The organism is Pseudomonas sp. FW305-70, from assembly GCF_058783925.1.
On sequence record NZ_JBYSYZ010000030.1, the window covers coordinates 1 to 23154 of the forward strand.

At 60.2% G+C, this 23154-nt stretch carries 23 protein-coding genes; 19 read left to right on the forward strand and 4 right to left on the reverse strand.

Features of this window, described 5'->3' with window-relative positions; all coding sequences use genetic code 11:
- From AC3WN7_RS20185 to AC3WN7_RS20275, 19 genes are all read left to right on the forward strand, one after another.
- On the forward strand, nt 1-695 hold a 695-nt coding region (locus AC3WN7_RS20185; RefSeq protein ID WP_102674797.1), incomplete at its 5' end, for an ABC transporter permease.
- 2 nt (nt 696-697) lie between these two features.
- Entirely contained in the window at nt 698-2344 is a 1647-nt protein-coding gene (locus AC3WN7_RS20190) for an ABC transporter ATP-binding protein (RefSeq protein ID WP_102674796.1), read from the forward strand.
- 9 nt (nt 2345-2353) lie between these two features.
- Nucleotides 2354-3064: an NAD(P)H-dependent oxidoreductase gene (locus AC3WN7_RS20195; RefSeq protein WP_102674795.1), complete on the forward strand. Its 711-nt coding sequence runs from the start codon at nt 2354-2356 to the stop codon at nt 3062-3064.
- Nucleotides 3065-3408: 344 nt separating this feature from the next.
- Nucleotides 3409-4755, forward strand: coding sequence for an outer membrane beta-barrel protein (locus AC3WN7_RS20200; protein ID WP_102674794.1), 1347 nt, complete (start codon nt 3409-3411; stop codon nt 4753-4755).
- 87 nt (nt 4756-4842) lie between these two features.
- On the forward strand, nt 4843-6153 hold the full coding sequence (locus tag AC3WN7_RS20205) for an ABC transporter substrate-binding protein (RefSeq protein WP_102674793.1): 1311 nt from the start codon (nt 4843-4845) through the stop codon (nt 6151-6153).
- A gap of 25 nt (nt 6154-6178) precedes the next feature.
- Nucleotides 6179-6904: an ABC transporter ATP-binding protein gene (locus AC3WN7_RS20210; protein ID WP_102674792.1), complete on the forward strand. Its 726-nt coding sequence runs from the start codon at nt 6179-6181 to the stop codon at nt 6902-6904.
- 3 nt (nt 6905-6907) lie between these two features.
- Complete coding sequence (locus AC3WN7_RS20215; RefSeq protein ID WP_102674791.1) at nt 6908-7600, forward strand: ABC transporter ATP-binding protein; 693 nt, start codon at nt 6908-6910, stop codon at nt 7598-7600.
- 2 nt (nt 7601-7602) lie between these two features.
- A complete protein-coding gene (locus AC3WN7_RS20220; protein ID WP_102674790.1) occupies nt 7603-8466 on the forward strand; it encodes a branched-chain amino acid ABC transporter permease in 864 nt (287 codons plus the stop codon).
- The gene (locus tag AC3WN7_RS20225; RefSeq protein WP_102674789.1) at nt 8466-9494 is read left to right on the forward strand and encodes a branched-chain amino acid ABC transporter permease; all 1029 of its coding nucleotides are present in this window, start codon (nt 8466-8468) and stop codon (nt 9492-9494) included. The genes AC3WN7_RS20220 and AC3WN7_RS20225 overlap by 1 nt, the downstream gene beginning before the upstream one ends.
- Before the next feature lie 184 nt (nt 9495-9678).
- Nucleotides 9679-10608 carry a LysR family transcriptional regulator gene (locus tag AC3WN7_RS20230; protein ID WP_095966002.1) on the forward strand — a complete coding sequence of 310 codons (930 nt, stop codon included), beginning with the start codon at nt 9679-9681 and terminating at the stop codon, nt 10606-10608.
- A 240-nt stretch (nt 10609-10848) separates the two neighbouring features.
- Nucleotides 10849-11343: a cupin domain-containing protein gene (locus AC3WN7_RS20235; RefSeq protein ID WP_095966003.1), complete on the forward strand. Its 495-nt coding sequence runs from the start codon at nt 10849-10851 to the stop codon at nt 11341-11343.
- 47 nt (nt 11344-11390) lie between these two features.
- On the forward strand, nt 11391-12410 hold the full coding sequence (locus tag AC3WN7_RS20240; RefSeq protein ID WP_102674788.1) for a hydroxyquinol 1,2-dioxygenase: 1020 nt from the start codon (nt 11391-11393) through the stop codon (nt 12408-12410).
- Between the two features lie 93 nt (nt 12411-12503).
- Nucleotides 12504-13967: an aldehyde dehydrogenase family protein gene (locus tag AC3WN7_RS20245; protein ID WP_102674787.1), complete on the forward strand. Its 1464-nt coding sequence runs from the start codon at nt 12504-12506 to the stop codon at nt 13965-13967.
- A gap of 8 nt (nt 13968-13975) precedes the next feature.
- Nucleotides 13976-15043, forward strand: a complete 1068-nt coding sequence (locus tag AC3WN7_RS20250; RefSeq protein ID WP_102674786.1) for a maleylacetate reductase — start codon at nt 13976-13978, stop codon at nt 15041-15043.
- A 37-nt stretch (nt 15044-15080) separates the two neighbouring features.
- The gene (locus AC3WN7_RS20255) at nt 15081-15953 is read left to right on the forward strand and encodes a dioxygenase family protein (RefSeq protein WP_102674785.1); all 873 of its coding nucleotides are present in this window, start codon (nt 15081-15083) and stop codon (nt 15951-15953) included.
- 3 nt (nt 15954-15956) lie between these two features.
- Nucleotides 15957-16274, forward strand: coding sequence for a YciI family protein (locus tag AC3WN7_RS20260; protein WP_102674784.1), 318 nt, complete (start codon nt 15957-15959; stop codon nt 16272-16274).
- On the forward strand, nt 16271-16636 hold the full coding sequence (locus AC3WN7_RS20265; RefSeq protein ID WP_102674783.1) for a Rieske (2Fe-2S) protein: 366 nt from the start codon (nt 16271-16273) through the stop codon (nt 16634-16636). The genes AC3WN7_RS20260 and AC3WN7_RS20265 overlap by 4 nt, the downstream gene beginning before the upstream one ends.
- A gap of 55 nt (nt 16637-16691) precedes the next feature.
- The gene (locus tag AC3WN7_RS20270; protein ID WP_015095234.1) at nt 16692-17147 is read left to right on the forward strand and encodes a YMGG-like glycine zipper-containing protein; all 456 of its coding nucleotides are present in this window, start codon (nt 16692-16694) and stop codon (nt 17145-17147) included.
- 416 nt (nt 17148-17563) lie between these two features.
- Nucleotides 17564-19180, forward strand: a complete 1617-nt coding sequence (locus tag AC3WN7_RS20275) for a mechanosensitive ion channel family protein (protein WP_102674782.1) — start codon at nt 17564-17566, stop codon at nt 19178-19180.
- A gap of 82 nt (nt 19181-19262) precedes the next feature.
- On the opposite strand, the gene AC3WN7_RS20280 is transcribed toward AC3WN7_RS20275, so the two are convergent.
- From AC3WN7_RS20280 to AC3WN7_RS20295, 4 genes are all read right to left on the reverse strand, one after another.
- Nucleotides 19263-19763 (reverse strand): outer membrane beta-barrel protein, encoded by a 501-nt coding sequence (locus AC3WN7_RS20280; protein WP_102674781.1) that lies wholly within the window; start codon nt 19761-19763, stop codon nt 19263-19265.
- Nucleotides 19764-19833: 70 nt separating this feature from the next.
- A complete protein-coding gene (locus tag AC3WN7_RS20285; protein ID WP_102674780.1) occupies nt 19834-21429 on the reverse strand; it encodes an EAL domain-containing protein in 1596 nt (531 codons plus the stop codon).
- A gap of 240 nt (nt 21430-21669) precedes the next feature.
- Nucleotides 21670-22686, reverse strand: a complete 1017-nt coding sequence (locus tag AC3WN7_RS20290) for a helix-turn-helix domain-containing protein (protein ID WP_095966012.1) — start codon at nt 22684-22686, stop codon at nt 21670-21672.
- A gap of 105 nt (nt 22687-22791) precedes the next feature.
- Nucleotides 22792-23124 carry a hypothetical protein gene (locus AC3WN7_RS20295; protein WP_095966013.1) on the reverse strand — a complete coding sequence of 111 codons (333 nt, stop codon included), beginning with the start codon at nt 23122-23124 and terminating at the stop codon, nt 22792-22794.
- Nucleotides 23125-23154: the final 30 nt, after the last annotated feature.

Consider the following 23154-nt stretch of genomic DNA (forward strand, 5'->3'; position numbering starts at 1 on the left):
GGGGCTTTGAGCCGTGGGGCGGGCAGTTCCTGTTGGGCACCGATAACCTGGGGCGCGACATGTTCAGCCGCCTGGTCTATGGCGCGCGCAACACCCTGGGCATTGCCTTCCTCACCACGGTGTTGGCGTTTTTGCTCGGTGGGTCCTGCGGCTTGATCGCGGCGATCAAGGGCGGCTGGGTCGATCAGGGTTTGTCGCGGGTGGTGGACATCCTGATGGCCATTCCGCAACTGATCTTCGCTTTGCTGATCCTCAGCGTGGTCGGCACCACCGCAACGTCGCTGGTGTTGGTGATTGCGCTGCTGGATGCGACCCGGGTGTTTCGGCTGTCGCGCGCGGTGGCCATGAACGTGGTGGTGCAGGACTTCGTCGAAGCCGCGCGCCTGCGTGGTGAGGGCCTGTGCTGGCTGGTGACCCGCGAGGTGCTGCCGAACGCCGCAGCGCCACTGATTGCCGAGTTCGGCCTGCGCTTCTGCTTCGTGTTCCTGTTCATCAGTGCGCTGTCGTTCCTCGGCCTGGGCATTCAACCGCCCACCGCCGACTGGGGCAGCATGGTGCGCGACAACGCCGTGCTCATCACCTTCGGCGACATCAGTCCGTTGCTGCCCGCCCTGGCCGTGGCCTTGATCACGGTCAGCGTCAACTTCGTCGTCGACTGGATGCTGCATAAATCCAGCGGCCTCAAGGAGTGCTGAACATGAAGACTGCAAAACCTTTGCTGGAAATCCGCGACCTGCACATCGAAGGCCATTACGAAGACGCCTGGCATCCTCTGATCAAGGGCATCGACCTGACCCTGCAACGGGGCGAGGTGCTGGGGCTGATCGGCGAGTCCGGCGCGGGCAAGTCGACCCTCGGCCTGTCGGCCATGGGCTACACCCGCGACGGTTGCCGGATCACCGGCGGCTCGGTGCACTTTGACGGCATCGACCTGCTCAAGGCCAAGCCTGAAGCCCTGCGCAAACTGCGGGGGCTGCGCATTGCCTATGTGGCACAGAGCGCGGCGGCTTCGTTCAACCCGGCCCATCGATTGATCGACCAGCACGTCGAAACGGCTGTGAAAAACGGCGGCATGAGCCGCGAACAGGCCATGCGTGACGCAGTGGAACTGTATCGGGTGCTGCGCCTGCCCAACCCCGAAACCATCGGCCAGCGCTATCCGCACCAGGTCTCCGGCGGCCAGTTGCAGCGGGTCATGACCGCGATGGCCATGGCTTGTCACCCGGACCTGATCATCTTCGACGAACCGACCACGGCGCTGGACGTCACCACCCAGATCGAAGTCCTCGCCGCCATTCGCGACGCCGTGGCGACCTATGGCAGCGCGGCGATCTACATCAGCCACGACCTGGCGGTGGTCGCGCAGATGGCCGACCGCATCATGGTGCTGCGCCACGGCAAACTGGTGGAAGAGGCCGAGACCCGCAAGATGCTCGGTGACCCGCAGGAGGACTACACCAAGTCGCTGTGGGCGGTGCGCAGTTTCCGCACCGAACCCAAGGCTTGCCCGCAACAGGAGCAACCGCTGCTGGAGCTGCGCAACAGCTGCGCCAGTTATGGCCGGCAACCGGTGCTGCACGACGTATCGTTGAAGCTGTATCGCGGCCAGACCCTGGCGGTGATCGGCGAATCCGGTAGCGGCAAGAGCTCCACGGCGCGGCTGATCACCGGATTGCTGCAGCCGACTTACGGCCAGGTGCTGTACGACGGCGAACCCTTGCCGGCGGACTTTCGCCAGCGCAGCAAGGAACAACTGCGGCGCATCCAGATGATCTACCAGATCCCCGACACGGCGCTGAACCCGCGTCAGCGCATCGTCGATATCATCGGTCGGCCATTGACGTTTTATCTGGGCCTCAAGGGCAAGGCCATGCGCGCACGGGTCGCCGAGTTGCTGGAAATGATCGAACTCGACCCGGCGACCTTCATGGAGCGTCAACCCCGGGAACTGTCGGGCGGGCAGAAACAACGCATCTGCATCGCCAGGGCCCTGGCGGCCGATCCGCAACTGATCATCTGCGACGAAGTGACCTCGGCCCTCGACCAACTGGTCGCCGAAGGCGTACTGAAATTGCTCAACCGCATCCAGCAGCAACTGGGTGTCGCCTACCTGTTCATCACCCACGATGTTGCTACTGTGCGGGCGATTGCCGATGAGGTATTGGTGATGCAACGGGGCAGGGTGGTGGACCACGGCTCGCGCAGCCAGATCTTCACCCCGCCGCACCAGGACTACACCGGGCTGCTGTTTTCTTCCGAACCGCAAATGGACCCCGACTGGCTAGACCGCTTGCTGGCCACACGCGCTTGCACACCTTCAACCGATACGCTGGAACACGTCTAAGGAACCACCATGAAAGTACTGATCGTCCACGCTCACCCGGAGCCGCAATCCTTCACCGCCGCCCTGCGTGACCAGGCCGTCGCCACCCTCCAGGCTCAGGACCACGAAGTGCAGGTCAGCGACCTGTACAAAATGAACTGGAACCCGGTGGCCAGCGACGCCGACTTCTCGAATCGGGAAAACCCCGAGTACCTGGTCTACGCCCTGGAACAACGCCTGGGCGTGAAGAGCCAGTCGCTGGCGCCGGACATCCAGGCCGAACTGGACAAACTGCTGTGGGCCGACCTGCTGATCCTCAACTTCCCGATCTTCTGGTTTTCCACCCCGGCCATGCTCAAGGGCTGGATCGACCGGGTGCTGGTGTCGGGCATCTGCTATGGCGGCAAGCGCTTCTACGATCAGGGTGGATTGGCCGGCAAGAAAGCGCTGGTGACCGTGACCCTGGGTGGCCGTGAACACATGTTTGGCGAAGGCGCGATCCACGGCCCGCTGGAGGACATGCTGCGGCCGATCCTGCGTGGCACGCTGGCTTACGTCGGCTTCGATGTGCTGGAGCCGTTTGTGGCCTGGCATGTGCCGTACATCAGCGAAGAGGCGCGCCAGCAATTTCTGGTTGATTACGGCCAGCGTTTGCAGCACTTGAGCGACGACCAACCGCTGGTATTTCCGAAGCTGTCGCAGTTCGATGACAAGCTTTATCCACTGACCACCAATGCCTGATCAACATCGCTAACCCTGTGGGAGCGGGCTTGCTCGCGAATACGATGGCACAGTCAACATTGATGTCGGTTGACCCACCGCCTTCGCGAGCAAGCCCGCTCCCACAGTTTGAACTTCAGTGCATTCGAATACCCGCGCCATTGTTCTGAATACGCAAACACTGAAGTCGCCGAGAATGGAATTGTTGGTGCAGTGGCGGGCTTGTAGCCTCCATTACGCCGAACACCACGATCCGCCAACGATCGGGTGGAGCTCAAGCCAGGGCTCATCAAGACGTCATACCTTGCTTTCGGCCTCATGCCCCTTCGGGGGATTGGCGCCTAATAAAAATAAGGAAGGCAGGTATGAGTATTCGTGCATGGGTTTGCGCAGCAACCCTGTTCGCGCCCGTTCTGGGTGCCGACGTTTTGTTTCCCTCTATGGCTCTGGCAGCAGACGATCCCATGGGCTCGCTGGTGCGCAATGTCTTCGGCGACAGCCTTGAGCGTGAACACGGGATCAAGATCTACGGCTGGGCTCAGGCCGGAGTGATCTATAACAACAACGGCACGGATGACGTCAGCAAGCAGAGCTTCTTCAATACCGACGAAGGTGTGAACCTCAACCAGTTCGCCCTGGCCGTGGAGAAGAAACCCAAGAGCAATGTGATCGGCCGCGTCGGACCGTTTCCCGGCGCGATGCCGCAAGAAGCCGATTGGGGGTTCAACGTCACGGCGCTGTACGGCAAGGATGCGCGCTTCTTCAAGACCTACGGCTGGGACGAAGACCTGAGCGTCAACCGCGACAACAAGCCTGAAGATCCGGCGTTCACCGTCGCCCAGGCTTACGTCAACTTCTACTTCCCCGTGCTTGGCGGTTCGGAGTTGATGGTCGGGATTTTCCACACGCCGCTGGAAAACGAAATCGGTTTCGCCTTGCCATCTCCGGCACCGACTGACTTCTACACCCACACATACTCCTTCATGCACGGCCCGGCCAAACATGCCGGTGCACTGTACTCGTTCAAAATGCCTTCGGAGCCGGGCGAAAGCATGCTCGGCTTCGAACTGGGGGTGGTTCAGGGCTGGAACAACCTGCAGGACCCCAATCACTCGCCAGACGTGATCGCCAACGTACGCTGGCGCTCGGCGGACTTCGGCACCTGGATCGACTGGGAAAACATCTACGGCAATGGCGCTGGCGACAGTTTCGCCGAATGCAGTTGTGGCTCGCCGCTGCCGGCGGGCACCAAGGATGACGACTACAAGCGCCTGGCGTCCTACCTGACCCTGTCGCAAGTGCTCGACCCGAACAACCGCGTGGCGCTGGAGTTGAACTACGGCAAGCAGGAGCAGGGCGCCTTCGCCGGGTTCGCCAACAAGAACGACGCGACCTGGTATGGCACGGACGTGAACTGGTATCACAAACTCAGCGAAAACCTGATGTGGAACAGTCGGGCCGAGTGGTTCTACACCGACGCCCCGGTCCACGTGATGATGGCCAACATCGACCCGAACACCGGCATTCCCGATCCGACCTGGGGCAGCTTCTACGGCGTCACCACCAACCTGGCCTGGACGCCGACACCCAACGTGCGCCTGCGCCCGGAACTGCGCTACGACATCCATTCAGGCCCCGGCCGCGATGCCTATGCCGACGGCGAAAAGGATTCGCAAGTGGTCGCGTCGTTCGACGTCAGTTTCTTCTTCTAAACGGATTTCCCTGCTTTACCCCTGACCCTGCGTGATGGCCCGGCCACACGTGGCGACCCTGTTCGTCCAGGCTTTTGGAGTACTTACATGACAGACAACAACGATAAAAACCTGTTAGACCGCGACTTCTCCCGCCGTGACTTTCTGCGCGGTACCGGTATTGCCGCCGGTGGCGTGGCACTGGCAAGCATGCCGTTCACCTTTGCCATCGGCGGTGAGCGGGTGATCAAGCTCGGCTATGTCAGCCCGCAGACCGGGCCGTTGGCGCCGTTTGCGGCAGCCGACAACTACATCATCGAGTCGCTCAAGCAAGTGCTGAAGAACTCGATCAATGTCGCAGGCAAGGCCTATCGCCTGGAGGTCATCGTCAAGGACAGCCAGTCCAACCCCAACCGCGCGGCGGAAGTGGCGAGCGAGCTGATCCTGTCGGATCAAGTCGACCTGATGCTGGTGTCGTCGACCCCGGAGACCACCAACCCGGTGTCCGACCAGTGCGAAATCAACGAGATTCCGTGCATCTCCACGGTGGCTCCGTGGCAACCGTGGTTCTTTACCCGGGGCGGCAAGCCGGAGCAGGGCTTTGAGTGGACGTACCACTTTTTCTGGGGCCTGGAAGATGTGATCGGTACTTACAGCGCCATGTGGGGGGCGATGCCGTCCAACAAAGTGGTCGGTGGCCTGTTCCCCAACGATGGCGACGGCAATGCCTGGGGCGACCAGAAGCTCGGGTTCCCACCGGTACTGGCGCAAAAGGGCTTTCAATTGGTCGACCCTGGCCGCTTTCAGAGTCTCACCGATGATTTTTCCGCGCAGATTGCCGCGTTCAAAAAGGCAGATGTCGAGATCGTTACCGGTGTGGTCATCCCGCCGGACCTGAGCACGTTCTGGACCCAGGCCCGGCAGCAGGGCTTCAATCCGAAAGCCGTGTCGGTGGGCAAGGCATTGCTGTTTCCGACGGCAGTCGAGGCATTGGGCAAGGCCGGCAACAACCTGTCGACCGAAATCTGGTGGAGCCCGACTCACCCGTTCAGCTCGTCATTGACCGGCGCCAGTGCCGGCCAATTGGCCCAGGGTTTCACCCAGGCCACCGGCAAGCAGTGGACGCAACCGTTGGGCTTCGTGCATGCCCTGTTCGAACTGGCAGTGGACATCCTCAAGCGCACTGAAGAAATCGGCAACGCCCAAGCGGTCCGCGATGCCTTGCTCAAGACCCACCTCAACACCGTGGTCGGCCCGATCAACTGGAATGGCGGACCGGTGAAGAACGTCGCCAAGACCCCGCTGGTCAGCGGCCAGTGGCGACTGGGCAAGGACAATAAATACGACCTGATCGTGACCAGCAATGCCACCGCCCCGGCGATTCCGCTGGGTGGCGAGATGCAGGCCATTACGTATTGATCGCGCAACAGGACACGGGTGCACCATGCAACAACCACTTCTGCAAATGACCGATGTGCACAAAAGCTACGGCTCGGTGAAGGTCACGGATGCCATCGACCTGACCCTGCAACCGGGTGAAGCACTGGGCATCATCGGTCCCAATGGCGCGGGTAAAAGCACGCTGTTCAACCTTATCGCCGGTGGCGTGGCGGCCGACAAGGGACAGATCCATTTCGAAGGCCGCAACGTCACCCGCGAACCTGTGTTCAAGCGCTGTCAGCAGGGCATCGGCCGTTCCCACCAGATTCCGCATCCGTTCGTGAAAATGACCGTGTTCGAGAACCTGTTGGTGGGCGCAACCTTCGGTGCACGGCTGCGTGACAACGAAGCCAGCCAGTGGTGTGCGCAGACGCTGGAACTCACTGGTCTGATGCGCAAGGCCAACGTGCTGGCCGGCTCACTGACCTTGCTCGACCGCAAGCGCCTGGAAATGGCCCGGGCCTTGTCGACCCGGCCGCGCCTGTTGTTGCTCGACGAAATTGCCGGAGGCCTGACCGAACCGGAATGCCTGGCACTGGTGGAAACCATTCAGGGCATCCACAAGTCGGGTGTCGCCATCATCTGGATCGAGCACATCGTGCACGCCTTGCTGGCGGTGGTCAGTCGCCTGACGGTGATCAACTTCGGCGCCAAATTGGCCGAAGGCGAACCGCGCAGCGTGATGGCCGACCCTCGGGTCCAGGACATCTACATGGGCATCGGGAGCTGACGCATGCTGACCATCGAAAAACTCTGCGCTGGCTACGGCGACTTTCAAGCGCTATTCGACATCAGCCTGACCCTTGAGGCGGGTGAAACCGTGGCGATCATCGGCTCCAACGGTGCGGGCAAGTCGACGTTCCTGCGCTCCTTGGCCGGGTTGATCAAGAACCAGCCGAGCGCCATTACTTTCAAGGGGCAGACCATTGGCGACATGGCGGCCAATCAGGTGCTGGAGCGCGGCATCGCGTTGGTGCCGGAGGGCCGAAAGCTGTTTGCGTCCCTGAGCGTTGAAGAAAACCTGCTGATCGGCGCCTACAGCAAACGCCCGGGACCGTGGACGCTCAAGCGCATCTATCAGCTGTTCCCGGTGCTGGAAAAACTGCGCAAGCGTCCGGGTACCGCACTGTCTGGCGGCCAGCAGCAAATGGTCGCGATTGGCCGGGGCCTGATGGCCAACCCGCACTTGCTGTTGTGCGACGAAATCAGCCTGGGCCTGGCGCCGACGACGATCAAGGACATCTACGCCGCATTGCCCTCGATCAAGGCCGACGGCACCACGGTGATTCTCGTCGAGCAGGACATCAATCAGGCACTGAGTGTGTGCGACCGCTTCTATTGCTTCCAGGAAGGGCGGGTGTCCCTGACCGGCCGGCCAGGGGATGCGGACAAAGCACAAATCAAAGCCGCGTATTTCGGGATCTAGTGATGGAATGGCTCAATACTTTGCTTCAAGGCGTGTTGCTCGGCGGTCTGTACGCGATGTTCGCGGTGGGGCTGTCGCTGATGTTCGGCATCATGCGTCTGGTCAACATCGCCCATGGCGACTTCATCGTGCTGGCGTCGTACCTGGCACTGCTGGTGGTCAATCACCTGGGGTTCAGCCCGTTGGCGAGCTTGCTGATCGTGGTGCCGCTGATGTTTTGTTTCGGCTATCTGCTGCAACGGCTGTTGCTCAACCGCACGCTGGGCACGGACATCCTGCCGCCGTTGCTGGTGACGTTCGGCCTGTCGATCATCGTGCAGAACGTGCTGCTGGAATTCTTCAGCGCCGACAGCCAGAAACTGGCTCAAGGCGACCTGGAGGTGGCCAGCGTCGGCATGGGCAGCCTGAGCGTCGGCGTGATGCCGCTGATCGTGTTCTGCAGTGCGCTGCTGATCATTGGCGGCCTGCAATTGCTGTTCTACAAAACCTCGCTGGGCCGGGCGTTTCGTGCCACCTCTGATGACCAGCACACCGCACGGCTGATGGGCGTCAACAACGCGCACATTTTCGGCCTGGCCATGGCGCTGGCGATGGCCGTGGTATCGATTGCCGGCGTGTTCCTGGCGATCCGCACCAGTTTTGACCCTACGGTCGGGCCGGCGCGGCTGTTGTACGGCTTCGAAGCGGTGATCATCGGCGGCCTGGGCAGCCTGTGGGGCACGCTGGCCGGAGGGGTGATTCTCGGCGTTGCGCAAACCCTGGGGGCAAAAATCGATCCCGGCTGGCAAATCCTCGCCGGTCACCTTGTGTTTCTGCTGATCCTGGTCGTGCGCCCGCGTGGCCTGTTTCCCCGGAGTGTCGACTGATGAATGCCTTGAACAATCCCGTGCCGGTTTATCGTGTACAACGCACGACCACCAGCAGCACCATCGGCCTGTCGTTGCTGGGCCTGTGCATATTGATCTTGCTCAGTGCACCCTTGTGGGCCGATCGGGCGAGCCTGCGCCTGGTGGTGGAGTTCGCCTATTACCTGGCGTTGGCGCAAATGTGGAACCTGCTGGCGGGCTACGCCGGCATGGTTTCGGTAGGGCAGCAGGCCTTCGTCGGTCTGGGCGGCTATCTGCTGTTTATGCTGGCGAGCCAGTTCGGTGTACCGCCCTTGGTCGCGGTGCTGCTTTCAGGCGTGTTGGTGGCGTTGCTGGCGATTCCCACGGCGCTGATCGTGTTTCGTCTGCGTGGCGCCTACTTCGCCATCGGCACCTGGGTGGTGGCGGAGGTCTTCCGTTTGGGCCTGGCGCAGATGAGCAGCCTGGGGGGCGGATCGGGGCAAAGCCTGCCGGCAGCGATTGTGCGGCAGATCGGCAATGACCGGGACGGACGCGAAACGCTGATCTACTTCACCGCGCTGGCCATCGCCATTGCCGCCGTGGCCGTCGTGTATTTTCTCCTGCGCTCGCGTCAGGGACTGGCCCTGGCATCGATTCGTGATTCCGAGCCGGCATCCGGCAGCCTCGGTGTGGATACGTTCCGCACCAAGTTGATGGTCTACGTACTGGCCGCCGGTTGTACGGGCGTGGTTGGGGCGCTGATCTTCCTGCAAAAGCTGCGCATTTCTCCGGATGCGGCGTTCAACCTGCAGGACTGGACGGCGGTGGTGATCTTTATCGTGATCATCGGCGGCATCGGTACCCTCGAAGGACCGTTGATTGGCACGCTGATTTACTTCGTGTTGCGCGGCTGCCTGGCGCAGTACGGTGCGGTGTACATGATTATCCTCGGCGTGGTTGCGGTAGTGATGATGCTCAAGGCTCCGCAAGGGGTGTGGGGACTGATCAGCGAACGCCTGGGCTGGCAGGTGTTCCCGATGCAGCGACGATTGTCCGCCCGGCCATGACCTGTAGGAGCGAGCCCGCTCGCGATGGACGTTAACGATAACGCTGGGTACCTGACACCCCGCGGAGTTCTCAAGTCCATCGCGAGCAGGCTCGCTCCTACAGGCAGGTTTTCGCCCTGGAAGTGGAGCGACCGGCTAACCTCGCTGTTCATACAAGAACAAAAACATCCAGAGAACCTGCCCCATGGATCGTTTACTCAGTGTCGAAGCCTTCGTGCGGGTTGCCGAAACCGGCAACTTCGCCAAGGCGGCCCAGCAACTGGGCGTGACCCGTTCGGTGATCACCCACCGCATCCAACAGCTGGAGCAATTCATCAATGCGCCGCTGTTCCATCGCAGCACCCGCCATGTACGGCTCTCCGAAGTGGGCGAGACCTACTACAAGGAATGCGCGGACATGGTCGCGGGCTTCAACTCGCTGACCGAACACATGCGCGAACTGCGGGCCAAGCCCACTGGCAAGCTACGGGTGCAGATGCTGCCGGGTTTTGCCATCGGTCACTTCGGCCGCATGCTGGCCGAGTTCACGCGCTTGTACCCGGACATCGAAGTGGACGTGATCGTCAACGACCGGGTGGTGGACCCCATCGAAGAAGGCTTCGACGTGGCGTTCCAGATGTTCCCCCCCATGGCCGAAACCCTGATCGAGCGCAAGCTGTTCAGCGTGCGTCGATTGTTCTGCATGTCGCCCGATTACGCCGGCGAGTTCGGTGTGCCCACCCATCCACAGGAATTGTTGCAACACAAGATCGCCCTGTACGAAGGCTATCCGTCGCGCAACCGCTGGATCTTCACCCGTGACGACGAGCAAGTGGAGCTGAGTCTGCCGGGCCAGGTGCGCTCCAACTCGGTGCATTTGCTGCGCGATTACGCACAGACCGGTGTGTGCATTGTCTGCCTGCCGACCCTCGTGGCCAGCGATGACTTGCTCAGCGGCCGGCTGATTCCGGTATTGCCGGATTACGCACTGTCCTCGTTCAATTTTTCGGCGGTGTATCCCGCCACCCAGCGTCGGGCCTTGAAAGTGCGTACGTTGATCGACTTTCTGGTGGACAACTTCGGCGATGAACCATGCTGGGACAAGCCCTTGCTGGAACGTGGCTGGGTCCGCTGAGCCCATACACGAACCCTGTGGGAGCGGGCTTGCTCGCGAAGGCGGTGTATCAGACGACATTTGTGTTGACTGACACTCCGCCTTCGCGAGCAAGCCCGCTCCCACAAGGATTGCGATTGAGCAATGACGCCAGTGTTTGCGTTTCGCAAACACTGTTGTCGCCGGTCCTCTAATTGTTCGCAGAGCGGGTGCGACGTACTGTTGGCTCACTGTTACTACAACAACAAAACGGTGAAAACCATGAGTAGCGCTGCAATCGAAACGGTCTTCGGCTCGCTGGACAACTACACCAAAGGGTCGGTTGAAATCATCAGCGGCCAGGCCAGCCACTATGCCTTTTCCAACATTTTCGAAGTGGCGGATAAATCCCTCCCTTATGAAAAAGTCGTGGTGGGTTTCAACCTCGGCTACGTCGTTGAATCCATCCGTGCCGAAGGCCAGTCGCCCTGGTACACCGCAGCACACGACGAATTCGCCATCGTCATGGACGGTGAGGTTCGCGTGGACTTCCTCAAGCTCGATGCGCCGTTGAAAGCCGGCGAGGGCACGCATCTGGCCGGTGACGTACCTGCAGGCAAACCGATGGGTTATGTGTTGCTCAAGCGCGGCCATCAGTGCCTGTTGCCGGTCGGCACCGCTTATCGCTTCGAAGCCAGCCGCCCGGGTGTGATCCTGCAGCAGACCATCAAAGGCCCGTTGTCGGTCGAGAAATGGGCCGACATCTGCTTCAAGTGATCTGCCACGCCGACCGTCCAACCCACAACAACAAGAGGAATTCCGCCATGGCCATGCTTGAAACCGCTGCCGACACCGCCCACCTTGCCGACGATGAAGTCCAGGCCAGCGCGCCCCATGCCGTCACCGGCTACCGCTCATTCAAACTCGGCGCCTTCGAACTGTCGCGCGACGAGTATTTCGCCCGCATCACCTGGCCGGCCAAGGGCCAGACCCGCTCGCACCTGATTCCGGTCGACGCCTTCCTGCGCGCCATGATGCGCGACGTGGCCTGGGGCTTTTTCTATGGCTGGGTCAACTTTGACCACGTCATCGGCACCCGCAACTACTACGGCAAGGTCGACCTGTACGCCGGCACCTTCAACGGCACGCTCAAAGCGGCCGGGGTCAATTACACCGAAAACTTCGAAACGCCGCTGATCATGGCCACCTTCAAGGCCATCCTGCGCGACTGGACCAACGCCACCTTCGACCCCTTTGCCGCCCCGGAAGAAACCGGCAGCGCATTCGGGCGCAAGAACGGCAACAACATCGAAGCCATCGAGCGCTCGCGCATCGCCACCAAACGCATGCCGGGCCTTAAGGATGACTCGCCGCTACGTGACGACCTGCCGGTCAACCGCCAGTTCATCGATGTGCCGCAGGACGAACCGCAGGTCCATGCCGCCGAAGGCTTCGAAGGCGAACTGCATGCCTTCAACCTGTTCAAGTACCTGTCGCGCTCCGACGTGACCTGGAACCCGTCGGTGACCTCGGTGTGCAAGGCCAGCCTGTTCTGCCCGACCACCGAGGAGTTCATCCTGCCGGTGTTCCACGGCAACGACCGCATCGAGTGGTTCTTGCAGATGTCCGACGAAATCATCTGGGACGTCGGCGACAAGGACGACGGCAATCCCCGTGCGCGCATCACCATGCGTGCCGGCGACATCTGCGCCATGCCCGCGGACATCCGTCACCAGGGCTACTCGACCAAACGCTCGATGCTGATGGTCTGGGAAAACGCCACGCCAAACCTGCCGCAACGCTACGAAAGCGGTGAGCTCAAGCCGTATCCGATCGAGATCTAGGACCTCGTGTCCGGCCCGGCCCTGCGCCGGGCAAAGCGTTCAGCAATCACTTCGTCAAACACTGCGCCAGCCGCGCGGTGCGAGGAAACCATTATGCAAAATCAGCTCTATATCGATGGCCGCTTCGTGGATGCCGTCGGCGGCGGCACCATCGACGTGGTATCACCCCATGACGGCTCGTTGATCACCCGCATCGCGGCTGCCGATGCCGCTGACATCGACCTCGCCGTGGCCGCCGCCAAGCGCGCCTTCCCGGCCTGGTCGGCGCTGGGCGCCGCCGAACGCGGACGCCTGTTGCTCAAACTGGCGGACCGGATCGAAGCGTGCGGTGAAGAACTGGCGCAGCTCGAATCCCTCAATACCGGTCACCCGATCCGCGATTCCCGTGGCCTCGACGTGCCGCGCACGGCGGCGTGCTTCCGTTATTTCGGCGGCATGGCCGACAAGATCGAAGGTTCGGTGATTCCGGTCGAAGCCGGGTTTCTCAACTACGTGCAGCGCAAACCGATTGGCGTGGTGGGGCAGATCGTGCCGTGGAACTTCCCGCTGATGTTCACCAGCTGGAAAATGGGCCCGGCGCTGGCGGCGGGCAACACCATCGTGATCAAGCCTTCGGAAATCACGCCGTTGTCGACCTTGCGCATTGTCGAGCTGATGACGGAAGTCGGTTTCCCCAAAGGCGTGGTCAACGTGGTGCCGGGCTTCGGCCATACCGCCGGGCAAGCGCTGGCCGAACACCTCGATGTGGGCAAGATTGCCTTTACCGGTTCGACCGCCACCGGGCGGCGGATCGTCGAAGCCTCCAAAAGCAACCTCAAGCGCATCCAGCTGGAACTGGGCGGCAAGGGCGCGAATATCGTGTTCGAAGACGCCAACCTGGACGCGGCGGTCAACGGCGCAGCCTGGGCGATCTTTCACAACCAGGGCCAGGCCTGCATCGCCGGTTCGCGGCTGATTCTGCACAAAGACATCGCTGATCAATTCCTTGAGCGTTTCATTGCGTTGGCCAAGTCCATTCGCCTGGGCGATCCGCTGGACCCGGACACCGAAATGGGCCCGCTGACGTCGGCGCTGCACCGCGACCGGGTGATGGCGTACATCGATATTGCCATCGAGCAGGGTGGCAAGGTCCTGGCCGGCGGCAAGGCACCGGATGACCAGGCGTTGGCCAATGGGTTTTACATCGAGCCGACGGTGGTCGAGGCCAAGCCCGGTGATCGCGTTTGCCAGGAGGAAGTCTTCGGCCCGTTTGTGACCGTGGTGCGTTTCAGCACTGACGAAGAAGCCCTGGCCATCGCCAATGGCTCCGAATACGGGTTGGGCAGCGGCCTGTGGACGCAGAATTTGAGCCGCGCGCACAAGATGGCCGACGCGATTCACGCCGGCATGTGCTGGATCAACTGCTACAAACGGGTCAACCCGGGCAGTCCGTTTGGCGGTGTCGGTCAGTCCGGTTATGGCCGGGAAATGGGCTTCGAAGCGATCCACGACTACACCGAAGCCCGTTCGGTCTGGGTCAATGTCGACGCCAACATCCCACCGTACTACAAGCGTTGAGGCCAGCCATGAATCCCTTTGTCTATCAAAGCCTGCCGACCCGTGTGGTGTTCGGCTGGGGCAAGCTCTCGGCGCTGGCCGAGGAAATCGAACGGCTGGGTGCGCGGCGTGCGTTGATCCTGACCACACCGGAACAGCAGGGACTCGGCGAACAGGTCGCGGTGTTGCTCGGTGATCGTGCCGCCGGTGTCTATCCAAAGGCCGTGATGCACGTTCCGCTGGAAGTGGCGCAAGCGGCGCGCCTTGAGGCGGCGCGGCTGGATGCCGATTGTTGCGTGGCCATTGGCGGTGGCTCGACCATCGGCCTGGGCAAGGCGATCGCGATGGATTCCGGCCTGCCCATAGTGGCAGTGCCGACCACCTACGCCGGTTCCGAGATGACGCCGATCTACGGGCTGACCGAAAATCGCCTGAAAAAAACCGGACGGGATCTGCGGGTTTTGCCCAGGACCGTGATCTACGATCCGCAATTGACCCTGACCCTGCCAGCGCCCATTTCGGCCTGTTCGGGCATGAACGCCATGGCCCACGCGGTCGAGGCGCTGTACGCCCAGGACGCCAACCCGATCATCGGCTTCATGGCTGAAGAGTCGATTCGCTCGCTGGCGCAGGCCTTGCCGGGTGTGGTCAAGCATCCCGATGACCCCGAGGCGCGCAGCCAGGCGCTGTACGGCGCGTGGCTGGCAGGCATTTGCCTGGGTTCGGTCGGCATGGCCTTGCACCACAAACTCTGTCACACCTTGGGTGGCACGTTCAATTTACCCCATGCCCAGGCGCACGCTATCGTCTTGCCCCACGCCGCGCATTACAACCGCGAAGCAGCGGCGGGGCCTTTGCAACGGGCTGCACGTGCGTTGGGTGGGAGTGAGGCGAGCGAGGTCGGTGCCTTGTTGTACGCACTGAACCAGAAACTGGGTATTCCACTGGCGCTGGCGGACATTGGCTTCCCGGCCAACGGCCCGGCCGAAGCCGCGCAGATCGCCTGCGCCAGCCCTTACTACAACCCGCGGCCGTTTGAACAAGGCCCGATTGAGGCGCTGCTCAACCGTGGTCTGACAGGTCAGGCCCCAGCCTGATCAGCCAGTCACCCTTATCCTCGTCGGAATAACAACAATGACCGATCAAGACAAAACCATGGAATCACTGATCTCCCGACAGGCAGTGAACAGCTTCAACGACGCGCCGAATGCACGTTACAAACAGATCATGCAAAGCCTGGTGCGCCACCTGCATGGGTTTGTCAGCGAGGTCGAATTGACCGAACAGGAGTGGTTCGAAGGCATTGGCTTTCTGACCGATACCGGGCACACATGCGATGGTCAGGTGCGCCAGGAATTCATTCTGCTGTCGGACACCCTGGGCGTTTCGATGCTGGTCGACGCGATCAACCACCGCCACAGCGCAACGGCCACCGAGACCACGGTGTTCGGGCCGTTCTACATCGATGGCATGCCGGATCGCGAGTTCGGCGAAAACATGGCCTTTACTTCGGGCGAAACGGCGTTGGTGCGCGGGCGCGTGGTCGACATAAACGGCAATGCCTTGGCCGGTGCGGTGCTGGACGTGTGGCAGACCGCCGACAACGGTATGTATTCCGGACAGGACACCGAACAGCCGTTCGGCAACTTGCGCGGGCGTTATCGTACCGACGCGGATGGCTGCTTTGCGATTCGCACCATTGTCCCGGTGGCTTATCCGATACCGACCGATGGTCCGGTAGGGCGCATGCTCGATGCGGCCAACCGCCATGCGTGGCGGCCAGCTCACCTGCATTTCATGATTGAAGTGCCGGGCTATCGCAAACTGGTCACGCATCTGTTCAACCACGATGATCCGTATCTGCAATCCGATGCAGTGTTTGGGGTGAAACAGTCGTTGCAGGTGATTTACGAAGACTTGACCTGCCACGACGATGTGTCCGCCAGGCTGGGTATGGACGTGCCGTTCAAGCGTGCGTGTTATGAATTTGTCATGGAATCTGCGTGAATCATGGGTCAGTTCTTTGCGGTGTTTGCCACTGATCATTCGGACTGCCAGGCGCTGCGCCAGCGTCTGCGGCCCAGTCACCAGGCGCATTTGCGTGCGACCGGGGATCATCGGGTGGTCGTGCGCCTTGGCGGCCCGATCCTTGATGATGCCAGCGCGGCGATGACGGGGACGTTGCTGGTCATCGAGGCGGGCAGCCTCCCGGAGGTGGAAGCGTTCATGCGCGACGATCCCTATGTCCAGGCGGGTCTGTTCGCCAGCCTGCAGATTCGCCCCTGGCACTGGAGCCTGGGCAATCCGGAACTGCGCGGTTTTCCATGACCCGCATTTCCTTGTGCCGACTGGACGACATCGCCGACGGCGGGGCGTTGGGATTGCCACAGCACCAGCAACTGCATCCCGCCGGGCTGGTGGCGGTGCGTCAGGGCGAGCAGGTGTGGGTGTACATCAACCGCTGCCCGCATTTCTCGGTGCCGCTGGACTTCAATCCGCAGCAGTTCTGCACCTGGCGCGGCAAGGTCCTGATGTGCGCCCATCACAGCGCGATGTTTCGTTACGACGACGGGCACTGCATCGACGGCCCGTGTAAAGGCGCGCAACTGGAGGCCGTGCCGGTACGTTGGGTCGAAGACCAACTGGTCATGGAGATCGAGCCCACCGCCGGTCAGCAATCGGGTGGCTGATGGGGGCTGATCTAAACTCCTGTTGGGGGTGAGCCAGGTTCATCCGGAGGTCATCATGAAAAAATTGTCACCCATCAGCCTATGTCTCGCCTTGTCGGTTTTGAGCGCCCCGGGATGGGCGCAATCGGTGGTGCCGATGAAAGGGCAAAGTTCACAACAAACCCAGGCCGACATCAACGAATGCAACAGCATCGCCGCCAGCCAAAGCACCTCGACGGCTTCCACGCCTTCTGGCGGGCGGATCAAGGGTGCCGCTGTGGGGGCCGCCGCCGGCGCCGCTGGGGCCCAGGTGCGCGGCAATCAACGTGACGAGGTCTATGATCGTGTCGACGACGACACCAAACAGGACTATCGCCAGAACCGCGCCAAGGAGACGGCGGCAGCCGGTGCCGTGGTCGGTGCGTCACGTCAGCGCCAGGAACGCCGGGAGCAATCGAAAACCACGCAGGCGAACACCACGTCGGCTTACACCAGCTGTTTGCAGGGCAAGGGTTATCAGGTCAATCCTTGAATCAGGTACTGAACGGTGCCCCGCGGTGTTCTCTGGTTTTTCGCAAGCAGGCTCGCTCCTACAGAGGGCATTGGTCGCCGGCGAAAATACAAACCCTGTAGGAGCGAGCTCGCTCGCGATGGTCGCCAACGATAACGCTGGCTGGCAGGTGCCCCGCGGTGTTCTCCGGTTTATCGCGAGCAAGCTCGCTCCTACAGAGGGCAATGGCCGCCGGCGAAAACACAAACCCTGTAGGAGCGAGCTCGCTCGCGATGGTCGTCAACGATAACGCTGGCTGGCAGGTGCCCCGCGGTGTTTTCCGGTTTATCGCGAGCAAGCTCGCTCCTACAGAAGCACCCATCTGACAACCGTTCATCGGTGGACTACGCTGCGGTCTGTACACTCGAACAGAAATTTGTGAAGTAGGGATCTGACAGATGCGGAGCAGGCTGCTCGTTGTATTGTTCACTGTTTTCGGGTTGTTCTGGTCGTTGCAGCTGTGGGCCGAGGATTCACCAAAGGCGGCAGATGCGCCTGCTGAACTGAAAGTGGCCAACCGCAGTGTCATGGTGTTTCGCGCGACCCTCCTCGGTGAAGCCCCGGCCTCGCGGGTCAAACGGGCGAAAGCGGTGATCGGTGAGGCGCTGGACGAGGCCGACGACCTGAAGGTTACCCTCGACCCGATCATGACAAGCTACATGGTGCTGCTCGGTTCTCGCCGCGCTTTCATCGTTACGTCCAAGGATTTCGACGCCACCGAATTCGACTCGGTGCAGCAAGCCGCGGAAGCTGCGGCTGAAAAACTGCGTCAGGTGGTGGCCGAAACCCAGGAAGCTCGCAGCCTGCACTTGATACTCCGCTCGGTGGGCGCCGCGCTGCTCGCCACCGGAGTCTATCTCGGCCTGCTCCTGGCCATGGTTTTTCTACGGCGCAAATTGCTGAAAAAACTGCCCGACCTGATGCATCGGCACACCCAGGCCCTGAAGGTCGGGCGGGTGCCGCTGATCGACGCCAACTTCCTCTATCCCTTGGTCAGCCGCGTGCTGGAAGTGCTGCGCTGGGTCATCGTGCTGCTGCTCACCTACGAATGGCTGGGGTTTGTCCTGTCGCGTTTTCCCTATACCCGGCCCTGGGGTGAAAGCCTTAACAACTATCTGCTGGAAGTCGCCGACTATTTGCTGCAAGGGATTCTCGGGGCCATCCCCGGACTCGGCGTAGCGCTGGCGATCTTCTTCATTGCACGAGGCGCCACAGCCTTCTCTCGCCGGATACTGCGGCGCATGGCGACGCCCGGCGCCTTCAACTGGCTGAACCACGAAACCCTGAAGCCCACCCAGCGCCTGACGTCGCTGGCGATCTGGCTGTTTGCCCTGGCCATGGCTTATCCCTACTTGCCGGGTGCCGGTACCGATGCGTTCAAAGGCCTGTCGGTGCTGGTCGGCCTGATGATCTCGCTGGGTGCTTCCAGCGTCGTTGGGCAAGCGGCGGCCGGGTTGATCCTGACGTACACCCGGACCCTGCGCCCCGGTGAATTCGTACGCATTGGCGAGCACGAAGGGACGGTCACTGAACTGGGCATGTTCACCACCAGCATTCGTACCGGCCTGGGCGAAGTGCTGACCCTGCCCAACTCGATGATCACAGGCACGGTCACCAAGAACTACTCACGGGTGGTACAAGGCCCCGGTTATGTGGTCGACACCGTGGTCACCATTGGCTATGACACCCCCTGGCGACAGGTCGAAGGGATGTTGCTGGAAGCCGCCAGACGCACGCCCGGCGTCCTCGAAACCCCACCGCCGCAGGTGTTCCAGACGGCGTTGTCGGATTTCTACCCCGAGTACCGATTGGTGGCCCAGGCCATCCCTAGCCAGCCACGGCCGCGAGCGGTGCTGCTGAGCATGCTGCACGCCAACATCCAGGATGTGTTCAACGAGTACGGCGTACAGATCATGTCGCCGCACTATCTGGGTGATCCGCAACAGGAGAAATGGGTGCCCAGGGACAAGTGGTACATGGCACCGGCGCAAGAGTCGAAGGATACGTTGAAGTAATGGCAGGGGACTGACAGGGCGAGGACGCGCATTGCGGCAAGTGCGATGAGCGACCGAGGGCGGTCGCTCAGTTGCAGCGGTGTTAAAAAAGCATATAGGCGGATGCAGTCGTCTGATTCAGGTCGATCTCTCCGACCTCCAGCACTTCGTATTCGGCACGCAGGCCGATGTTGCGAAAGACGTCAAACTCCACGCCGAGACCGTAGGTCAGGTCAACCCCGGTATCGTCGTCGGTGGCATTGCCGTCGGCGTCCCAGGCGTGGGCACCGACACTGCCGAACAACCGCACCCGATCACCCAGCGGAAAGCCGACGTGGGCGGCAGCCTGAGCCGACTTGCCGTCGAAATCGATGTTCTTGTCCTTGAATTGACCGAGATCGACGTAGGCACCTTCGAAGGCCAGGTAGCTGTTGACGCGATAGCCGGCATAAACTTTGTAGCTGGTGTCCTCGTCGTCCAGCCGGGATTCTTCGGTCTGGATGCTGCTTACGCCAGCTCCAAGATACAAACCTTTGTCATCAGCGAGCGCCTGGAAAGACAGCAGCGATAGCAGTGAAGCGAAGCCAAGGTTTCGAAGTAGCATGTGTAGTGGAGTCCTTGTACAGGTTTGTCAGGTGTTAGGGTTCGGCGAGCATTTGAGGGGCCATGAGGAGTTAATAGAAGTCATTGATTGATATTTTCGGGTCGTAAGGCGGGCTGTTTGCCGGGCATTGAAAGTAGCGTCTTGCCAACGCCTGGACAGACAGCGCGTTGGAGAACAACCAGCCTTGTGCCAACAGGACACCCTCCGAAACCAGATGCGGCAGTTGCTCCGCAGTCTCGACACCTTCGGCCACGACCTTGAGTCTTAGCGACCTGGCCAACTGGGCAATGTGTCGCCACAGCGCATCCTCGGCCGCGATCCTGTCGGCGGCGATGAACGAGCGATCTATTTTCAGAATGTCGAAAGGCACTGAATCGAGGAGCGAGAGGTTGGAATAGCCGATACCGAAGTCGTCCACGGCGATGCGATGACCGCACGCACGAAGCCGTCGCAATTGCATGGCGGCAGGCTTCTGGTCGAGCATGGTTCTTTCGGTGATTTCAAAGGCCATGGCTGACACAGGCATGTTGTAGGTCGCCAGCACGCTGGCCACATAGTCTGGAAAGTCCGGGTCCTGAATATCCTGGGCAGACAGATTGACCGTAATGTAGAAGTCCTTGCACGCCCAAAGGTAAGTGCTGTAATCCTCCGCTACTTGTCGAATCACCGAACGCGTCAGTGTGCGGATCAGGTCAGACTTCTCCGCCACCGCAATGAACACGTCCGCCGGCACAGGGCTGCCGTTGTCGCTCCAGTGGGAAAGTGATTCGGCGCCAACCAGATAGCCTGTCGTCAAATTGACGATCGGCTGATAGTGAACGCTCAGCGTGTTGGCTTTCAGGGCTTTGCGAAGTCGTACGGCAGTAGAGGTGTAATGCCGTTGGATACACCTTGCGAGCAACAGCAGTGCTGCGAACACGCACGCAAGGCCAATGAATAATTTGAATTTAAGACCTGTCAGGTAACTCGACGGAAGCGAAATGACCGAGATCAGTTCATTTCGGTTGCCTGCAAAGGCGATGAGGACCTTGTCTGCCGAGGCAACCAGTTCTTCAAGGTGGAACGGTTTCAGCATTTGCAGGGGCTTGAGGCCTGTGGAGGCAATGGGTACTGCGCCACCGGGGCCGATGAGGTCCAGTTGCAGATCCTCGGGAAACTTCAAGTTGTCGAGCAGGATCTTCTTGTTTGCCCAGACGTAGGTCGACTGTTCCGACACGATGATAAAGTCGGTGTCCGCAGAAACGGCGTGGCCGGAATCGACCCAATAGGTTCGCCTTCCAACGGAGAACCTGCGCTTCTCATTACCGGCGAGTATCGACGGCAGTTCTTGTCCATAGGAGGAGCAGATCTTGCCATTGGGCAACTGGATTGCCGCTTGATCAACAAATCGCAGGTCTTTGACCAGGTCGGCCAGTTGTGAATACTGCTCGACGGAGCATTCCTGACCTGAGCGATCAAGATCGCCGAGGGTTTCCAGTACCTTGTCGATCTGCGCATTGGGCTCCACTTGAGCCGCACGCAGATCGGCATAAACGTTATTCAACTTCCGTGCAACGACTGACTCCGCCAGACCTGCGGCGCAGAACCATGCAGCCCAGCCCGCTGCAGCAATCAGACATACAGTGATTGCGTGCCTTCCAGATAACGCTTTATATACGGCAATCATCGAAAACCCCGAGGAATCATTATTTCACTGTGCACTTTGCAGTCGCGAGTTAAACCTCTTCAGTACCAGTCAATGACCCAGGCCAATAAGATGCCGCTGACATAGGCGGTCATGCACAGCATGATTTTTTGCTTGAGTGGCAGCGTGTTTATTCGATGAAGCATGCTTATCTCCTTGATTGGGAAAACAAGCAATTGTCGGCATCCATGGCTAATCAACGGAAATTATTAATCCTCATTTTCAGGGGGTTGATGGAAACGCGCCAACGACCTGGTTGTATAGGGATGAGGTGGTATTCCTGGGCCTGGCTGAGTTGCGCCTGGCCGTTTCTGACGGTGTCTCTCCGTAAGCAGTCTGATAGGCCTTGGAAAAGCGGCCCAGATGATGAAAGTTCCAGAACATGGCGGTTTCCGTCACGGTGGGCCATGTTTTATTGATCAGGTCGCGGCGGGCACTGGCGAGTCTCAAGTTTCTGATATAGGCGATTGGCGACATCCCGAATGTCTCGATAAAGCCAAAATGCAGGGTGCGGGTTGTCGTCTCAAGTTGCCTTACGAGTGACTTGATGGTGAGCGTTTTTTTGACATTGTCATGAATGTACTCGATGGCTTCTATCGCCACCTTCCGTCTGGTGGGGACTTTACGTCTAAAGCTGCCAGCGGGGGTCAATGATTGCAATACAGACGCAAGTACCGCAGTTTCAATCGTTGAGCGATCTGCTTGAGCGTACTGTGGGGAGGCCGCGTCATTGATGTCGACACAGCAGGCGCTGATGGCTTGAATGGCGGACTGTATGAATTGAAAGTTATCAACCTGGTAGCTGTGTTTTGTTCTGTTCGCAAGTATGTCTTTGACAGGGTGAAGTTGGCGGCACCGGTCATAGTGCTCCAGTGTTGTGGTGATGGTGAACAGTGTTTCATTCGGTTCGCAGGTGTAATGCACCGATTCGTCGCTGTGCAGTACGATGATTTCGTCAGGCCGTAGTTTGTGATTGTTCACGACGGGGCGGCCAATCGGGGCCTGCGAGATGGCAAATGTGACGAATCCGGCGGGAACGGAACTGACCAGGGTGATGGATGAGTCGAACTCAAGGCGACTGCACTGCAGTTCAGGGCTGTGAAAGAGCTTGTGTTGCCGGATGCGCGCCTCATGCTCGGTCGGGATAAGGCTCATTTCCCAGTTGCCTATGGTTCTGTTCAGTTGGCTTGGCAAGGCAGTAGACAAATGAAAGATTTCATCGGGAGGTGCGATACTCATGAAATTGAAAGCTCACCTGTTGAATGATTAGGGTCAGGCAATGACTGTCCGTGCAGCGATGACGGTCACATGCCGGATGAAGGTACAGCCGCGTCGGGAGGGTTGTCAGAGCCCCCGGATTATTTCCAGTTCCGCTGAAAACGCGTAATTGCTGTGCGATGGTGAGTCGTCCAGCTGTTGTACCTTGCGCGGGTCAACCATCGGACTGAATATTTTCGACTGGGGTTTCATCGGGTCAATGGCTGCCGCTGTAAAGGAATAAAAGTCGTCAACACGGTAACCCGTTTTTACCTGATAGCCAGTTTTCACAGAATCCGGAGCCTTCTTGTTGGTTTCGACACTCGTCAATTTTGCACTGTAGATGCCCTTGTCGTCGGCCATGGCCTTGAGCGAAAGCAATAAACCAAACGACACGGTGACGAAGTTTTTCAGTAGCATCGAGGCGATTCCCTTATTTACAGTTCATTC

Excerpts from the sequence above, each read along its gene's own strand:
- AC3WN7_RS20190 (WP_102674796.1), top strand. The coding sequence starts at position 698 with ATGAAGACTGCAAAACCTTTGCTGGAAATCCGCGACCTGCACATCGAA.
- AC3WN7_RS20195 (WP_102674795.1), top strand. The coding sequence starts at position 2,354 with ATGAAAGTACTGATCGTCCACGCTCACCCGGAGCCGCAATCCTTCACC.
- AC3WN7_RS20200 (WP_102674794.1), top strand. The coding sequence starts at position 3,409 with ATGAGTATTCGTGCATGGGTTTGCGCAGCAACCCTGTTCGCGCCCGTT.
- AC3WN7_RS20205 (WP_102674793.1), top strand. The coding sequence starts at position 4,843 with ATGACAGACAACAACGATAAAAACCTGTTAGACCGCGACTTCTCCCGC.
- AC3WN7_RS20210 (WP_102674792.1), top strand. The coding sequence starts at position 6,179 with ATGCAACAACCACTTCTGCAAATGACCGATGTGCACAAAAGCTACGGC.
- AC3WN7_RS20215 (WP_102674791.1), top strand. The coding sequence starts at position 6,908 with ATGCTGACCATCGAAAAACTCTGCGCTGGCTACGGCGACTTTCAAGCG.
- AC3WN7_RS20220 (WP_102674790.1), top strand. The coding sequence starts at position 7,603 with ATGGAATGGCTCAATACTTTGCTTCAAGGCGTGTTGCTCGGCGGTCTG.
- AC3WN7_RS20225 (WP_102674789.1), top strand. The coding sequence starts at position 8,466 with ATGAATGCCTTGAACAATCCCGTGCCGGTTTATCGTGTACAACGCACG.
- AC3WN7_RS20230 (WP_095966002.1), top strand. The coding sequence starts at position 9,679 with ATGGATCGTTTACTCAGTGTCGAAGCCTTCGTGCGGGTTGCCGAAACC.
- AC3WN7_RS20235 (WP_095966003.1), top strand. The coding sequence starts at position 10,849 with ATGAGTAGCGCTGCAATCGAAACGGTCTTCGGCTCGCTGGACAACTAC.
- AC3WN7_RS20240 (WP_102674788.1), top strand. The coding sequence starts at position 11,391 with ATGGCCATGCTTGAAACCGCTGCCGACACCGCCCACCTTGCCGACGAT.
- AC3WN7_RS20245 (WP_102674787.1), top strand. The coding sequence starts at position 12,504 with ATGCAAAATCAGCTCTATATCGATGGCCGCTTCGTGGATGCCGTCGGC.
- AC3WN7_RS20250 (WP_102674786.1), top strand. The coding sequence starts at position 13,976 with ATGAATCCCTTTGTCTATCAAAGCCTGCCGACCCGTGTGGTGTTCGGC.
- AC3WN7_RS20255 (WP_102674785.1), top strand. The coding sequence starts at position 15,081 with ATGACCGATCAAGACAAAACCATGGAATCACTGATCTCCCGACAGGCA.
- AC3WN7_RS20260 (WP_102674784.1), top strand. The coding sequence starts at position 15,957 with ATGGGTCAGTTCTTTGCGGTGTTTGCCACTGATCATTCGGACTGCCAG.
- AC3WN7_RS20265 (WP_102674783.1), top strand. The coding sequence starts at position 16,271 with ATGACCCGCATTTCCTTGTGCCGACTGGACGACATCGCCGACGGCGGG.
- AC3WN7_RS20270 (WP_015095234.1), top strand. The coding sequence starts at position 16,692 with ATGAAAAAATTGTCACCCATCAGCCTATGTCTCGCCTTGTCGGTTTTG.
- AC3WN7_RS20275 (WP_102674782.1), top strand. The coding sequence starts at position 17,564 with ATGCGGAGCAGGCTGCTCGTTGTATTGTTCACTGTTTTCGGGTTGTTC.
- AC3WN7_RS20280 (WP_102674781.1), bottom strand. The coding sequence starts at position 19,763 with ATGCTACTTCGAAACCTTGGCTTCGCTTCACTGCTATCGCTGCTGTCT.
- AC3WN7_RS20285 (WP_102674780.1), bottom strand. The coding sequence starts at position 21,429 with ATGATTGCCGTATATAAAGCGTTATCTGGAAGGCACGCAATCACTGTA.
- AC3WN7_RS20290 (WP_095966012.1), bottom strand. The coding sequence starts at position 22,686 with ATGAGTATCGCACCTCCCGATGAAATCTTTCATTTGTCTACTGCCTTG.
- AC3WN7_RS20295 (WP_095966013.1), bottom strand. The coding sequence starts at position 23,124 with ATGCTACTGAAAAACTTCGTCACCGTGTCGTTTGGTTTATTGCTTTCG.